At 35.4% G+C, this 14739-nt stretch carries 12 protein-coding genes; 2 read left to right on the top strand and 10 right to left on the bottom strand.

Features of this window, described 5'->3' with window-relative positions; genetic code table 11:
• Positions 1–581 precede the first annotated feature (581 nt).
• On the top strand, positions 582–1763 hold the full coding sequence (locus CJ739_RS13905) for an acetyltransferase domain-containing protein (RefSeq protein ID WP_236951509.1): 1182 nt from the start codon (positions 582–584) through the stop codon (positions 1761–1763).
• A gap of 166 nt (positions 1764–1929) precedes the next feature.
• On the opposite strand, the gene CJ739_RS13900 is transcribed toward CJ739_RS13905, so the two are convergent.
• The 6 genes from CJ739_RS13900 to CJ739_RS13875 form a co-directional block, all read right to left on the bottom strand.
• Positions 1930–2964, bottom strand: a complete 1035-nt coding sequence (locus CJ739_RS13900; protein WP_117176358.1) for a hypothetical protein — start codon at positions 2962–2964, stop codon at positions 1930–1932.
• A 21-nt stretch (positions 2965–2985) separates the two neighbouring features.
• Positions 2986–4020: a hypothetical protein gene (locus CJ739_RS13895; protein WP_117176356.1), complete on the bottom strand. Its 1035-nt coding sequence runs from the start codon at positions 4018–4020 to the stop codon at positions 2986–2988.
• Positions 4021–4037: 17 nt separating this feature from the next.
• On the bottom strand, positions 4038–5066 hold the full coding sequence (locus tag CJ739_RS13890) for a hypothetical protein (protein ID WP_117176354.1): 1029 nt from the start codon (positions 5064–5066) through the stop codon (positions 4038–4040).
• Positions 5067–5574: 508 nt separating this feature from the next.
• Positions 5575–6132, bottom strand: a complete 558-nt coding sequence (locus CJ739_RS13885; RefSeq protein WP_117176352.1) for a hypothetical protein — start codon at positions 6130–6132, stop codon at positions 5575–5577.
• A 114-nt stretch (positions 6133–6246) separates the two neighbouring features.
• Positions 6247–7620: a M20/M25/M40 family metallo-hydrolase gene (locus tag CJ739_RS13880; RefSeq protein ID WP_117176350.1), complete on the bottom strand. Its 1374-nt coding sequence runs from the start codon at positions 7618–7620 to the stop codon at positions 6247–6249.
• A gap of 252 nt (positions 7621–7872) precedes the next feature.
• Positions 7873–8739, bottom strand: coding sequence for a PPK2 family polyphosphate kinase (locus CJ739_RS13875; protein WP_117176348.1), 867 nt, complete (start codon positions 8737–8739; stop codon positions 7873–7875).
• 348 nt (positions 8740–9087) lie between these two features.
• On the opposite strand from CJ739_RS13875, the gene CJ739_RS13870 reads away from it, so the two are divergent.
• Positions 9088–9852, top strand: a complete 765-nt coding sequence (locus tag CJ739_RS13870; protein WP_117176346.1) for a hypothetical protein — start codon at positions 9088–9090, stop codon at positions 9850–9852.
• A gap of 346 nt (positions 9853–10198) precedes the next feature.
• Here the strand turns inward: CJ739_RS13870 and CJ739_RS13865 are convergent, their stop codons facing one another.
• From CJ739_RS13865 to CJ739_RS13850, 4 genes are all read right to left on the bottom strand, one after another.
• Positions 10199–11362 (bottom strand): sigma-54-dependent transcriptional regulator, encoded by a 1164-nt coding sequence (locus CJ739_RS13865; protein WP_117176344.1) that lies wholly within the window; start codon positions 11360–11362, stop codon positions 10199–10201.
• Between the two features lie 78 nt (positions 11363–11440).
• Positions 11441–12379, bottom strand: coding sequence for a mechanosensitive ion channel family protein (locus CJ739_RS13860; RefSeq protein WP_236951508.1), 939 nt, complete (start codon positions 12377–12379; stop codon positions 11441–11443).
• 2 nt (positions 12380–12381) lie between these two features.
• Entirely contained in the window at positions 12382–13686 is a 1305-nt protein-coding gene (locus CJ739_RS13855) for an ABC transporter permease (RefSeq protein ID WP_117176342.1), read from the bottom strand.
• A 1-nt stretch (position 13687) separates the two neighbouring features.
• Entirely contained in the window at positions 13688–14617 is a 930-nt protein-coding gene (locus CJ739_RS13850; protein WP_117176340.1) for an ABC transporter ATP-binding protein, read from the bottom strand.
• Positions 14618–14739 lie beyond the last annotated feature (122 nt).

The following is a 14739-nucleotide window of genomic DNA, read 5'->3' as shown; positions in this document are numbered from 1 at the left end:
ACTATAACCTTTTTGTGAAAAATGTTTAACAAGTGTTAAGCATTTTTTTTTGCCCTAAATCCATGACATCAATATCATTCAAATTAATTTGCTAATATTCAATAATTTATTTAATATTATAAGATATTCCCCTACGTCTTTATTCCAAAATTAAACCATAAAAAAAACTTTATGAGACATTTATGAAAATCCCATTCACATACAAGATGATAATAAAGAGTGTTCCATCTGACAGTTAAAAAAACAGGAAAACCGTATATAACACCCAAAAACTCATTTATGGACTTTAAAAGATGAAAAATAAGAACCATTCAGCAATATATAGACGCCAAACAACTTTGAGACTGTTTAAATTTTGTTTTTGGAATATTTTATAGGACATTTTTTGTCAGACAGGGCCGAGCGTATAAAAAAGGTCTGGGAGACCTTTTTAGCGAAGGAGCCAGGCTGCCGCGAGGGAGAGGTACATAGCTATGTACCGAAAAATAGCTGATGTATGGTGGAAAAAGGCGCATAAAAGAGCCAAAGGATAAAACTTAAATAGTCTTTTAATGACGCTGCAAAATAACAAGCAAAATATTATGCCATTAAAAACCAACCGTATAGAGTCCATAGATATTTTAAGAGGTGTTGTAATGGTTATTATGGCATTAGACCATGTTAGGGATTATTTTCATTACGGTTCGTTTTTTTCCAATCCTACAAACTTAGAAACCACCACACCTTTCTTGTTTTTCACCAGGTTTATTACGCATTATTGTGCACCGGTTTTTGTGTTTTTAGCAGGCACTTCGGCATTTTTATACGGGAGCAAAAAAACGAAACCAGAACTCTTTAAATTTTTGTTTACCCGTGGCATTTGGCTTGTGTTTTTAGAAATAGCCGTTAATAATCTTATCTGGTGGTTCGATATTAACTATGGCTTTGTGGTACTTCAAGTTATTTGGGCTATTGGGTTGAGCATGGTCATCTTATCCTTCTTAATCTTTCTTCCTAAACAAATTTTAATAGCTATTGGTTTTATCATAATACTTGGCCACAATTTATTAGACACTATTTTACTTAAAGGTGAAAGCATTGGAGCTATTCTATGGTACATTTTGCACCAAGGAAGCCAAATTACCACCGATTCCAACAGACTTATAGGGATCTACTACCCTATATTGCCTTGGGTTGGAGTCATAATTTTGGGCTATAGTTTTGGGCATTTTTATGCAAAAAACTTCAATGCATCCATTAGAAAAAAATGGCTACTTATCTTGGGATTCGCCGCAATAGCTCTGTTCTTTATCGTTAGAGGTAGTAATGTATATGGCGATTTGGTGCCGTGGACTATACAGGACACCTCCACTAAAACCATATTATCATTCTTTAATGTTAGCAAATACCCACCATCACTCTCATATTTACTCATTACTTTAGGACCTGCATTATTATTTTTATACGGTATAGAAACGGTAAAAAATAAATTCACAGACTTCTTTTTAGTATTTGGACGCGTGCCATTGTTTTATTATTTCCTACATATTTTTGTCATTCACGTATTAGCAATTATAGGGATTTTAATTTTTGGTGGAAATTGGCAAGACATGATTCTTACTGCTGAAGCATTTCAAAATGCCAATCTTATAAATTATGGATATTCCTTAATGGTCGTTTATATGGTATGGGCTGGAGTCATTATACTTCTTTATTTTCCAAGTAAGAAATACATGGTTTATAAAGCTACTAATAAAGATAAGTGGTGGCTAAGTTATTTATAAAAACATTCATCAACGCTACCACCAACAAATTAACTTTAGAACGAAACAGGTTTCCTGAAGAACTGATTGATAATCATCTGGATGATACTGTGCCGATCCTTATTTGTCAATCTAAAGATCATCTTCGCTAAAACTTGGTATATATAATTAATGACATCGAGTCGGTCTATCGTATCTGATACCAATTAGTGCCATCACTCTGTACTTCTATACCGCTTGCTGCATTGATCGTATTTATAGAACTCCCGGCTAAATTAATATAATTTTCTGTTAGGGATTTTGAAGCGGCAGAATTGTTGATGATGGTATAAATTCTGCCCGTCATTCCTGACGCTACAGGTAATGTAACTGTAAATGATGACCCAAGTGGAATGATAACTGTTTTATGACTCTCATTTAATAATAGATCGGTAGAAATAACGGTGATGCTATTAGCTACACTGCCTTTTACATGAAAGGTAGAGGTAGGTATAATTGCGATGCCAAATTCCCCAGAGTTGATAAACCTCGCAAAGGTAGTAAAAGCAGTTGAATTCGTATATTTACCAAAGGCGAGATGTGGTGGAGACCCTGTAAAATTGGATGTAAGCAAACGCAACGCATCAGTTGTCCCAGTTTGGGCAGCTGAAACCTTCTCCAGACCATAGGAATCACCTGAAGCAGAAAAATATACTGCTGCCATTCCCCATTGTGTATCTTTGGCAAATCCAAGCCTATTTTGGAATACAGCCCTTGCAGAACCCGTAAAAATAAGATTATTAGCGCCTTGATCTATCGTGCGATTGTTTGTCAGTGTCCCATTACTGTTGTAAATATTGGTTGCTGTTACTGATGATCCTAATGTCGTTTTCCATGCACCATTAGTATAAACAAAAGTGACTGCCTGACCATTGAGAATAGTTGTCCCTGAAAACGTTGCTCCAAAACCACCTGAAGTATTATTGGAAATGGTTAATATATGACCATTGATAGTCGGAACATAAGCCGTTACAGCAACAGTGCCAGTAGCAGTCCCCGTAATATTGGCAATAGAGGTTTCTGTATTAATGTTAGCAGCATTAGAAGCTACAGTAAAGCTTGCCTCCCTATAGGTAACGGCTCCATTGACATCTAACATGGTTCTAGGATCGGTGGTGCCTATTCCAACTTGAGTAAAGGACACATACGGTATAAAAAACAGTAGTAGAAATTTATTTTTCATTTTAATTGTCTTTATAGTCAACTATTGTATCTGATACCAATTAGTACCATCACTCTGCACTTCGATACTGCTTGCTGCATTGATTGTGTTTACAGCGTTTCCTGTTAAATCAATATAATTTACTGTCAGTGATTTCGAACCACCTGTATTATTGACGATGGTATAAACCCTTCCTGATATTCCTGATGCTGCAGGTAATGTAACAGTAAATGTAGATCCAAGTGGAATGATTACTGTTTTATGGGTCTGGTCTAATGTCAGGTCACTAGAGATAACGGTAATGCTATTAGCAATACTGCCATTTACATGCAACGTAGAGGTTGGCACAGTAATACCAATACCAAAATTGCCCGTATTGGTGAACCTTGCATATTCAGTATAAGCTGTTTCGGTCGTATATTTGCCAAAAGCGAGATGTGCCGATACCGCATTTGCTGTAAACAAACGAAGTGCTGGAGTTGAACCACTTTGGGAACCTGAAACCTGCTCGATACCATACACATCGCCTGTGCTTTCATTATAAATTGCCGCAACCCCCTTTCGCGTATCTTTGACAAATCCCATCCTGTTTTGGAATTCAGCCCTTCCTGTGCCTGTAAAAACAAGACTATTAGCTCCTTGGGATACCGTGCGACTGCTTGTCAGGGCACCGTCACTATTATACATGTTGGATGTTGATACGGTCGATGACCCCATGGTCGTTTTCCATGCGCCATTGGTATAGACAAACGCAATGGCTTCAGCATTGGGAATGGTTGTGCCTGAAAACGTTGCTCCAAAACCACCTGAGGTATTATTGGAAATGGTTAACATATGGCCATTTATAGTTGGAGTATATGCCGTTACAGCAACAGTACCTGTAGCGGTGCCGGTAATATTGGCAAGAGAGGTTTGTGTATTAATATTGACCGCATTAGAAGCCACAGTAAAGCTTGTCTCTCTATATGTAACTGCTCCATTGACATCTAATGTAGTTCTGGGGTCGGTAGTATTTATCCCTGTTTGGGTAAAGGATAAATAAGGGATAAAAAACAGAAGTAGGATTTTACTTTTCATTTTAGTTGTTTTTTAAGTTATCGTATCTGATACCAGTCAGTACCATCACTTTGTACTTCAACACTGCTTGCTGTACCGATAGTCGTCACAGTAGTCCCGGCTAAATCAATATAACTACCTATGGTTTTTGCACCACCTGTATTATTGACAATGGTATAAATTCTCCCGTATCTTGTGTCAGCAGCCGGCAACGTAACGGTAAATGCAGACCCCCAAGTTGGAATGATTACGGTTTTATGGCTTGCATCTAATGTTAAATCACTGGAAATAATAGTAATGCTATTGGAAATACTGCCGGTTACATGAAAGGTAGAAGTTGGAAATGCATTACCAATGCCAAAATCACCTGTAGGAGTGAATCTTGCAAATTCAAAATAATTGGTTGCAGAGGTATATTTACCAAAAGCGAGATATGCTCCCGAAAAATTTGATGTAAACAACCGCAGTGCTGGCGTAAATGAAGGGCCACCGCCCTGGTCCCATGTAACCTGTTCCATACCAAACACATTACCTGAGCCAATATCATATATTTTCGCTAACCCCCTTCTGGTATCTCCAGTAAATCCTACCCCCCCCTCAGCATTGAATTCAGTTCTCCCCGTACCTGTAAAGATAAGATTATTAGCCCCTAAGGCTACAGTACGATAGCCCGTCAGGGTACCATCACTGTTGTAGAGATTAGTTATTGTAGTTTTCCATGCGCCATTAGTATAGACAAAAGCTAAGGCCTGGGCATTGGGAATAGTGGTTCCTGCAAATGTTGCACCAAAACCGCCTGTGGTATTATTAGAAATGGTTAACATGTGGCCATTGATAGTAGGAGTATATGCCGTAACCGCAACAGTACCGGTAGCAGTGCCTGTAATATTGGCCAATGAAGTTTCTGTATTAATGTTAACCGCATTAGAAGTCACGGTAAAGCTTGTCTCTCTATGTGTAACGGCTCCATTGACATCTAATGTAGTTTTGGGATCGGTGGTGTTTATCCCAACTTGGGCAAAGGATAAATACGGGATAAAAAACAGTAGTAGGATTTTGTATTTCATTTTAATTATCTTTTTTACATATTATTTCAATTAACTTTTGATTATTAAATATTCTTTGTATTTAAGTATACTATTTAAATGGGAATACGCTTAGAAATTTGCAGTTACAAAATGCAACGCTAATAATAAGTTGTTATATAGTTATTTTATTTAGGGTCACTGATTTACTGAATAATAAAAACAATTAAATTAATTCAGTTTGTAATATTACTTTTTCGTTTATAAAGACCTCTCTATTCAACTCAAAAGCATTAAAAATATTTTAGTAAATTTAAGAAAAAAATACAACTTTTATCATTTTAGTTCAATCCCATCTCAATGAAAAAACCAATCATTTATCTTTAGCATCAAACAAAGCGTGTTCAAAGCCCCTATACTTCCAAAGCAATTTTATTAAATCAGTTACTTTATAATTAGTTGCAAAAATGTCGAAGAACTGACGACTATTAGAAGCGCTAAAGTAGATCATGCAACGATATAAAGATGTGAGGGAAAGTTTTTATAAAAGTCATTCATCAACGCTACCACTAAACAAATTGACTTTAGAATTAAACGGGTTTCCCGAAGAACGGCGCAATAGCACCACTTGCCCACAATGCCACAACGCATCTGAAATGGGTCCGCTAATAATATTCCAAAATGGCACTTCGGTATTTTCTAGTTGAAAAGGCACATCTGTATTATACAACACCTCAGACACCACTTTTAAGTTTAACAATGTTTGTTTACGCATAACCTCAAAAGCGAGTTCTGACTTATTAGTGTCTTTATTATCACTTAAAACACTATTTCTAATAAATTTAGATAACCCGTAAATATGCGCGATGGTTTCTATAGTTGCCCGTCCCGTTTCACTTGGTTTAAAATTTAAGTCTTCATCTCTTAAACTTTCAGTAGCCCAATAATATCTAAAGCCTAAACCATCTATCATTCTAGCAGCTACTGAATTTGCTGTGTATGATGCTTCATGGTATTCGGGAATTTCGTAATATGGTAATTCCCCATTTGTTTGGGCCATCATAATCACTGGACTTACTAAAATAAATATGAATATAAATTGTTTCATTGTTAATGGGTGCTGAATCCTAGGTTTTGGGTCCTGGGTTCAAGTTTTGGATTGTTCATTGTTCATTACTAATTGCTCATTGTTAATTGTTAATTGTTAATTGCTAATTGTTAATTATTTCAAGCCATATTTATCAAACAAATACACTAACGATGCCATGGTGGCTGCACCTAATTCCAATTCGCGTTTATTAACGGCATCAAAGGTATCGTTACTAGCATGATGGTGATCGAAATAGCGTTGCGAATCGGGCCGTAAACCTGCCAACACATTTTTTTCCGTTTTAAGAGGCCCCACATCGGCGCCACTTCCGCCTTTTTCAAAATAATGTATTAAATAGGGCTTGAATAAGTGTTGCCAACTTAATACTTGATTAAAATTGGCATCGCTACAATCAAAACTAAACCCCCGTGGTGTAAACCCTCCTGCATCACTTTCTAAGGCAAATACATGGTTTTCACCTTTTTGTTTGGCTTCTTCGGCATATTTATTAGCACCACGAAGTCCATTTTCCTCATTCATAAATAGTACGACACGAATACTGCGTTTTGGCTTAATACCATTTTCCTTCAACAACCGCAACACATCCATAGACTGCACGACTCCTGCTCCATCGTCGTGCGAACCATCGCCTAAATCCCAGGAATCTAAATGGCCTCCAACTGTTATATATTCGTTTGGAAATTGGCTTCCTGTTATTTCTCCAATAACGTTATAAGATTGTACGTCTGCCAATTGCTTGCAATTTTGTTTAAAATATATTTTGATGTTTTTATCAAGTTGCAGCATGGTACTTAATATTTCGGCATCGTTTGTGCTTATTGCGGCAGCTGGTATTCGTTTTTCAACAGGTAAATTGTCATAAGTCATGCTTCCCGTATGAGGTAAATTGTCTAAACGTAAATTCATCGATCTTACAATTACGCCAATAGCGCCATACTTTGCTGCTTCTACCGCTCCTTGGTAACGCTGATTTACACAACCTCCATACGCATCGAAGGCACTAATTAAATTAGCCTGCATCGGGCGATTATAAAAAACGACTTTGCCCTCTATGTTGGTTTTTCCAAGTGCTTCTAATTCTTCGAAATTTTTAACTTCAACAACATTTGCTTTTATCCCAAGTGTTGGCGTAGCGACCGAACCACCTAAGGCACAAATATTTACCGTGTTTGTTTTTCCCAGTGCTGTTTCTATATAGGCATATTCCTTGGCGCCACGAACCCATCTTGGTACCATAACGGGTTGTAACCAAACTTTATCTAAGCCTAATTTTTCAAGTTCCTCTTTTGTGTAAGCCACGGCTCTTTCGGCTCCTAAAGAACCCGATAAACGACTCCCAATTTGAATGGATAAATGCTTTAACCAATCGTAACTTTTCCCGTTTGTTAAAGAGGTATTATATATGTTTTTTATAACGGCCTCATCGGTTTGGGCATTTCCTATTAAAATAAAAAAACAGCATAGTACTGTAAAAGTTCTTTTCATACGTTATTTAATTTAAGGCTAAAAATAATATTTATTAAAAGAACTCATTTAAAGTTTTTGAAATTAAGCGAAAATTAGGGGGTTTTAGTTCTGTTGAAGGCTTTTTTGAGTTGCATAGCAGCGCTACGGAAGGAAGAAAAGGCAAAAACAGAGCTAAAATCAACAATTTTTTAGCAAATTGAAAAACTTTAAATGAGTTCAAGTATTATGTCTAAATGAAATCATAAAAAACATGTAGCGAATCTGTAAAACTCACTCACTTTCTAACTCTTGCCTGTACAAAGACATTTTTGCTTTTATTTTATCGTCTAATTCCGGTTCTTGTATATCGGTATATTTTATTAAAGTATCGTACATAATTTTTGCAACCATGTAACGTGCAGAATCTTTGTCATCGGCTGGAATGGTATACCAAGGCGCATGCGGTTTAGATGTTCTGTTAATGGCATCTTCATAACAAGCTTGGTAGTTATCCCACAGCTTGCGTTCTTTTAAATCATCTGGAGAAAATTTCCAGTTTTTCTCTTGTTTATCTAAGCGACGAAGCAACCTGTATTTTTGTTCTTCTTTGGAAAGGTTTAAAAAGAACTTGAAAATAATCGTACCATTGTTGGCTACATGCTTTTCAAAATTATTTATTTGTTCAAAACGGGCATCCCAAAAAGCATCATCAATATCTTGTACCGTATTAACAGTCGGAATGTTTTCACCTAAAATATATTCAGGGTGCACTCTAGTTACCAGCACATTTTCGTAGTGTGTTCTATTAAAAACACCAAACTTACCTCGTTCTGGAAGCGCTATATAATGCCTCCATAAATAATCATGGTTTAGCTCTAATGCTGTAGGCACTTTAAAACTATGCACCACCACGCCCCTTACATTAAACTCTTTAAACACCTCACGTATTAAACTATCTTTACCCGAAGTATCCATGCCTTGTAAACACACCAATACGGCATACTTACCATGGGCATACATCGTGTCCTGAAGTTTCCCTAATTTTTTTCTTAGGTCTTCTAATTGGTCTTCTGCTTTATCAATTACTCGTTTTGTTGGGCTATTTTTTAAAGATATTTTTGAGGTTACCTTGAAATCTTCGGGTGAGAAATTTTTCATAAAATCGATGGCGTTTTTAAATATTTTTATAAATATACTAAAAGAAATAAACAAATTTCCTGAAACGAACAATCTAAAGGAGACAGAGCCATAAGGATATACTTCGACTAGGCCCAGTACAGGTTTTGCTCGTTTTATTTTGTCCTAAAGGCACCAAAACCAAAATTTATTTATGACACCTCACCCGAAACTGTCTGACAGTTTTTACCTCTCCTCGAGGAGAGGTAAAAGAGAGAACCACGGGGCAAGCCCCTAGGAATTCTTTAGAATAAATGCTTTAAGAAATACATCTATTCGGGAAAATTTGTTATTTTCGTCGCACCTACTTATTAACTTAACCAAATTACCATGAAAAAAATTTACTTATTTTTCCTGATTTTTATTGTTTATTCTGAATTTCAGGGGCAAAATCCGGCGTGTACCGATGCTGATTCCAACCTTATTTATGCCTATTCTAACGTTAAAGATTCCTACGAATCCAATAATATCCAACATTTAAAATATTATGCAGACAAATCTTTAAAATCTTTTGGAGATGCTAAAATTAATTTAAAAGAATGTGGATGTGATGCAGCATTCGAATTGGCTTACAATGCTATGGAACTTATTGAAAAAGTTGAAAAAGCACCTACTTATGAAGATGGCCGTTACTTTGTGAAAAAAGCTAAAGAAATTACTCAAAATTCGATTACTGAATTAAACAAATGCACGATTCCTAAAAATACAGAATCCGTTGCAACTGCTACTGAAAGAGTTGGCAACGATTTGGACGCTTTGCAACAAGAAAAAGAGAAACTAGAGCAACAAAGATTGGCACTCAAATTAAAAGAGGAAGAAATACTAAAAAAACTGGATGCTCAAAAAAGCAAAGAACTTCAATTGCAAAAAGAAATGCTCATAAAAGAGCATAAGGCAGCACTCAACCTAAATATTTCAACCTGTAATAAAGTTTTGAAAACTTATGGTAGCACTTCCGAATTACCTTCTTACGATAAAAATGATACCGATTTACTTTCTGAAAATGTTGAAGCTATAAAAGCATACTATTTAAATATTACGAAAGATATAAATATGACTTACTTAGAAAAACTAAATCTTATCAAAATAAACTAAATAAACCACTCTCCTATGGACTTGAAGTCCATAGTTTTGTTTGCAGACTAATCTGCAAGGTTAGTTTGCTAAATTAATCGGTGAAATTTTACCGCAGATTCGCAAATTTTTAACATTTTTGGTAATCAGCGAATTTGCGGTAAAAATTTCTAGAACCTAAAAGGGAAATGCACTAAAGTGCATAGTTTTAACTATTTCTGTGACCAATAAAAAGAGGCTAAAAGTCCTTTAAATTTAATAATTTGTCAGGTTGAGCTTGTCGAAACCAATATTGATTACCAATAACGACAAGCAATATGACATAGAACTAGACATTTTAGAAGACAGCCTCGTTTTTTTATCTTTATTATTTTGATGCAAATAATTTCACGTCGGTTTCACTTACTTCGGCGCCGCCTAAAATAATTAAACGCTCTACCACATTACGAAGTTCTCGGATATTACCTGTCCAATCGTAATCTTGAAGTAACTTTATAGCTTTATCTGAAAATACTTTTTTGGCCGTACCTTGTTCTGCTGCAATTTTTTCTGCAAAGTGATTCACCAGCAATGGAATGTCATCACGCCTATCATTTAATGGCGGTACTTGTATTAAAATAACAGCTAGTCGGTGGTATAAATCTTCACGAAATCTGCCTTCGGAAATTTCTTTTTTTAAATCTTTATTGGTGGCTGCAACCACACGAACATTCACTTTTATATCTTTATCGCTACCTACGCGTTGTATACGACTTTCTTGTAACGCTCGCAATACTTTGGCTTGGGCAGACAAACTCATATCGCCTATTTCGTCTAAAAAAATAGTACCGCCGTTGGCTGCTTCAAATTTTCCCGCCCTGTCTTTTACAGCACTTGTAAAAGCACCTTTTACATGACCAAACAACTCGCTTTCAATGAGTTCGCTTGGGATGGCAGCACAGTTCACCTCAATCATTGGTCCATTAGCACGTTCACTTTTTTGATGCAACCAATGTGCTACCAACTCTTTCCCTGTTCCATTAGGGCCCGTAATAAGCACACGTGCATCGGTTTGGGCTACTTTTTCAATGATGTCTTTTATATGGGAGATCGCAGCACTTTCTCCAATCATTTCAAAATTTTTACTGACCTTCTTTTTAAGCAATTTATTTTCAACAACCAGTTCTTTTCTATCCAACGCGTTTCTAACGGTGTTAAGTAACCTGTTTAAATCAGGTGGTTTTGATATATAATCAAATGCGCCTAACCGCATAGTATTAACAGCGGTATCTAAATCGCCATGACCGGAAATCATCACAATAGGTATTTCTGGCTTTATTTTTTTTGTAGCCTCTAAAACCTCAACACCATCCACTTTTGGCATTTTGATATCACAAAGAATCAAATCGAAATCGTCATTTTTAATTTTCTCTAAACCTGCTAATCCATCTTCGGCTTCTTCAACTTGGTACGATTCGTTTTCTTCTGAAAGAATTTTAACAAGCACGCGTCTTATGGCAGCTTCGTCTTCTATAATTAATATTTTAGGCATACTTCTTTTTAAATTTTAAAACGTAAATATTAGATAAGAGATATCTACGTATGTATATTTTTAATTTTTGTAACTATTTTAATCTTTGCTCAAATTGGTATTAAACTCCGATTGATCCAATCTCAGACTCACGCTTTGATCTGGTTTTTGAATGATATGAATATCACGTTGAGGAAATGGAATACTAATGTTATTTTCTCTAAATAGTCGATCTATTTCAAACCTAACGTCACTTCTTATAGCATTAGCATTAAAACTATCACTTATGGTAAAAATAACTTTAAAATCTAGAGAACTATCACCAAAATTAGTAAACCGTACAGCAATATCATCTTTATACAAAACGTCTTTATTTACAGCTGCTGCTTCAATTAACAGCTTCTTTACCAATTGCACATCGCTGCCATAAGCAACTCCAACTTCTACAGATTCTCTAGTATCAAAGCCATTTTGTGTCCAATTATAAAGACTGTTTTCTAAATATAAATGGTTAGGGATTATCAATACCTTATTATCTATGGTTACGGCTCTTGTCGTTCTTAATTTTATCTCTTCAACCCGCCCTATTTTCCCTTCTAATTCAATAATATCGCCTACATGCACTGTTTGGTCTATTAAAATAAATACCCCAGAAATAATATCTTGAAACAGCGTTTGTAATGCTAAACCAATACCTATCATTAACGCTGCAGATGCTGCAAAAACTGCCGTAACATCTACACCTACACCATGCAAGGTCACAAGTAAAATAAGCAAATAAATCAGCCATCTAAAATATCCAAAAACCACATTAAACTTGCCTTTGTCATCTTCTGGCAGTTTTCGTGTAATTATTCTTAAAACAATTCTTAAAACAAAAGTTGTAATAAAAATAACGGTTATAATTATTAAAATATCTTTTACCGAAATGCTGATACTTTCGCTAAAATCGAAATGCTTATTAAGGAATGCTTTTATGTCATTCCAAAAAGAACTCTTGGCAACCGCTGCTGCTATCATTTTAAATTCCTGCGTCATTTTTAATATTTAATCCATTTTATCAACTCTTTATAAGTAGGCTTTTTACCGTACATCAAAATACCAACTCGGTAAATTTTTGCAGCAAACCAAACTGTAAACATAAAGGTAGCAATTAATATCAAAAGAGAAACCAACTGTTGCCATAAAGGCACTCCAAACGGAATACGCATAAGCATAACTACCGGCGATGTGAATGGTATAAACGAAAACACAACCGAAACAGTTCCATGAGGATCTTCTACAACCGTAAAAATACCTATATAAACTGCTAAAACTAACGGCATAATTACGGGTATCATAAATTGTTGGGTATCGGTTTCATTATCAACCGCAGCACCAATAGCGGCGTATAACGAGCTATATAACAAATAGCCACCTATAAAAAACAGTATGAATGCTATTATTAAGTTAGCTAAAGGAAGGTTATAAAATGCATTAATGACATCTTGAATCTGCATATTCAATTCTGGGTTTGCCATGGCTTGCTGCACCATGTCTTGCTGTGGTGTTTGTATATTTATGCCAAATAGAAAGGATACAATACTTAACAATACCCCCCCAATAACAAGCCAAATAATAAATTGGGTAATCCCTGCTAACGAAGTACCTATAATCTTCCCTAACATGAGTTGTATTGGTTTTACCGATGAAATAATAACCTCAATGATTCTACTGGTTTTTTCTTCAATAACACTACGCATAATCATGTTACCATAAATAATGATGAACATAAATAATAAATATCCTGCCGCACCACCAAAAGCGAGTTTCATCACACTGTCTATTTTAGATGTTTTTTCGCCAGCAAAACTTTCTTGGCCAATGTTTACATGTACTTTGGAAGCATTGATCATGGCTACATCTACACCATTTTCTTGAAGCTTTATATCGGTAAGTTTATGCTCTAATTTGCTTTCTAAATCTGAAATTAAAGAAAGTGGTGGTGATTCTTCTGAATAAAACTTAATATGGTTTGAAACATCATCAAGTGAGTTTGGCTTATCTATATACAACAAACCAACCGATCCCGTTTCTGTAGCCAATTTTTTAGCATCTGTAAGCGACATGTTTTCTAAAATATGATAGGTTGTTCGTTCGGTGTTTTCAAAGATGTTTTTAACATACCCCGATTCGTCCAAAACAGTAATAACACGAACTTTATCGTTATTTAACTGCGATAAATAAGTAACTACCGATATAAGCGCTATAATTATAAGCGGACTCAAAACCGTCATCACTATAAACGATTTGTTTTTAACTTTCGTTAAGTATTCACGCTTAATTATAAGTGGTAAATGGTTCATTTTATTTACTATTCTTTATGGTTTGAATAAAAATATCGTTTACACTTGGTATCAATTCCACAAAATGGGATACGTCTCCTTTTGATGTTAAAAAGCTCAATAAATCATTTGGCTTATCTCCTGTATTAAGTTTGATGTTGAGTTTTAAATCATCTTCCAAGGTTTTAAAATTGGCTAAAGAGACATCAAATTTTTGTGATAATTCGGTTTTTAAAGCGTCGTTATCAAACGCTTTTACACCTACTTCAAACGTGTTTATTTTATACTGTCGCTTAATATCAATTAATTTTCCGTCGAGTATTTTATTTGATTTGTGAATGAGCGCAATATCGTCGCACAATTCCTCAACCGATTCCATACGATGTGTTGAAAAAATAACTGTTGCACCGTCTTCACGTAAACGTAAAATTTCGTCTTTAATTAAATTTGCGTTAATAGGGTCAAAACCCGAAAAAGGTTCATCAAAGATCAATAGTTTTGGCTGATGTAATACCGTTACAACAAACTGTATTTTTTGCGCCATCCCTTTTGATAGTTCCTGTATTTTCTTGTTCCACCAATCACCAATTTCCAAACGCTCGAACCAATATTTTAAGCGTTCTTTTGCTTCGGCTTTACTCAATCCTTTTAATTGCGCTAAATAAAGGGCTTGCTCTCCCACCTTCATGGTTTTATACAAACCTCGTTCTTCTGGCAAGTATCCAATATCTTTTATATGAGTTGCGTTAAGCAATTCCCCATCTAGATGTACTGCACCAGAATCTGGCATGGTAATTTGATTAATAATGCGTATTAAAGTTGTTTTTCCTGCACCATTGGGTCCTAACAACCCAAAAATACTGCCTTTCGGTACTGAAATAGATACATTGTTAAGGGCTTTAAAGTCTCCAAAGTTTTTAGAAACCTGGTTAACTTCTAATAAGTTACTCATTCGTGATTTTAAATTGACTTGTAGTTTGTAAAGATATTAAATGTTAAAGCATGAGCTTAATGCTTTAGCTATAATTTGTGATTTTTTTGAAATAAAAAATTTCTTGAAACGGACTATCCTCG

This window comes from Mariniflexile sp. TRM1-10, assembly GCF_003425985.1.
GTDB lineage: Bacteria > Bacteroidota > Bacteroidia > Flavobacteriales > Flavobacteriaceae > Mariniflexile.
This window is presented reverse-complemented; position numbering and strand designations above follow the sequence as displayed.

Coding starts and splice junctions, on each gene's coding strand:
- CJ739_RS13905 (WP_236951509.1), top strand. CDS start 582: ATGCCATTAAAAACCAACCGTATAGAGTCCATAGATATTTTAAGAGGT.
- CJ739_RS13900 (WP_117176358.1), bottom strand. CDS start 2,964: ATGAAAAATAAATTTCTACTACTGTTTTTTATACCGTATGTGTCCTTT.
- CJ739_RS13895 (WP_117176356.1), bottom strand. CDS start 4,020: ATGAAAAGTAAAATCCTACTTCTGTTTTTTATCCCTTATTTATCCTTT.
- CJ739_RS13890 (WP_117176354.1), bottom strand. CDS start 5,066: ATGAAATACAAAATCCTACTACTGTTTTTTATCCCGTATTTATCCTTT.
- CJ739_RS13885 (WP_117176352.1), bottom strand. CDS start 6,132: ATGAAACAATTTATATTCATATTTATTTTAGTAAGTCCAGTGATTATG.
- CJ739_RS13880 (WP_117176350.1), bottom strand. CDS start 7,620: ATGAAAAGAACTTTTACAGTACTATGCTGTTTTTTTATTTTAATAGGA.
- CJ739_RS13875 (WP_117176348.1), bottom strand. CDS start 8,739: ATGAAAAATTTCTCACCCGAAGATTTCAAGGTAACCTCAAAAATATCT.
- CJ739_RS13870 (WP_117176346.1), top strand. CDS start 9,088: ATGAAAAAAATTTACTTATTTTTCCTGATTTTTATTGTTTATTCTGAA.
- CJ739_RS13865 (WP_117176344.1), bottom strand. CDS start 11,362: ATGCCTAAAATATTAATTATAGAAGACGAAGCTGCCATAAGACGCGTG.
- CJ739_RS13860 (WP_236951508.1), bottom strand. CDS start 12,379: ATGACGCAGGAATTTAAAATGATAGCAGCAGCGGTTGCCAAGAGTTCT.
- CJ739_RS13855 (WP_117176342.1), bottom strand. CDS start 13,686: ATGAACCATTTACCACTTATAATTAAGCGTGAATACTTAACGAAAGTT.
- CJ739_RS13850 (WP_117176340.1), bottom strand. CDS start 14,617: ATGAGTAACTTATTAGAAGTTAACCAGGTTTCTAAAAACTTTGGAGAC.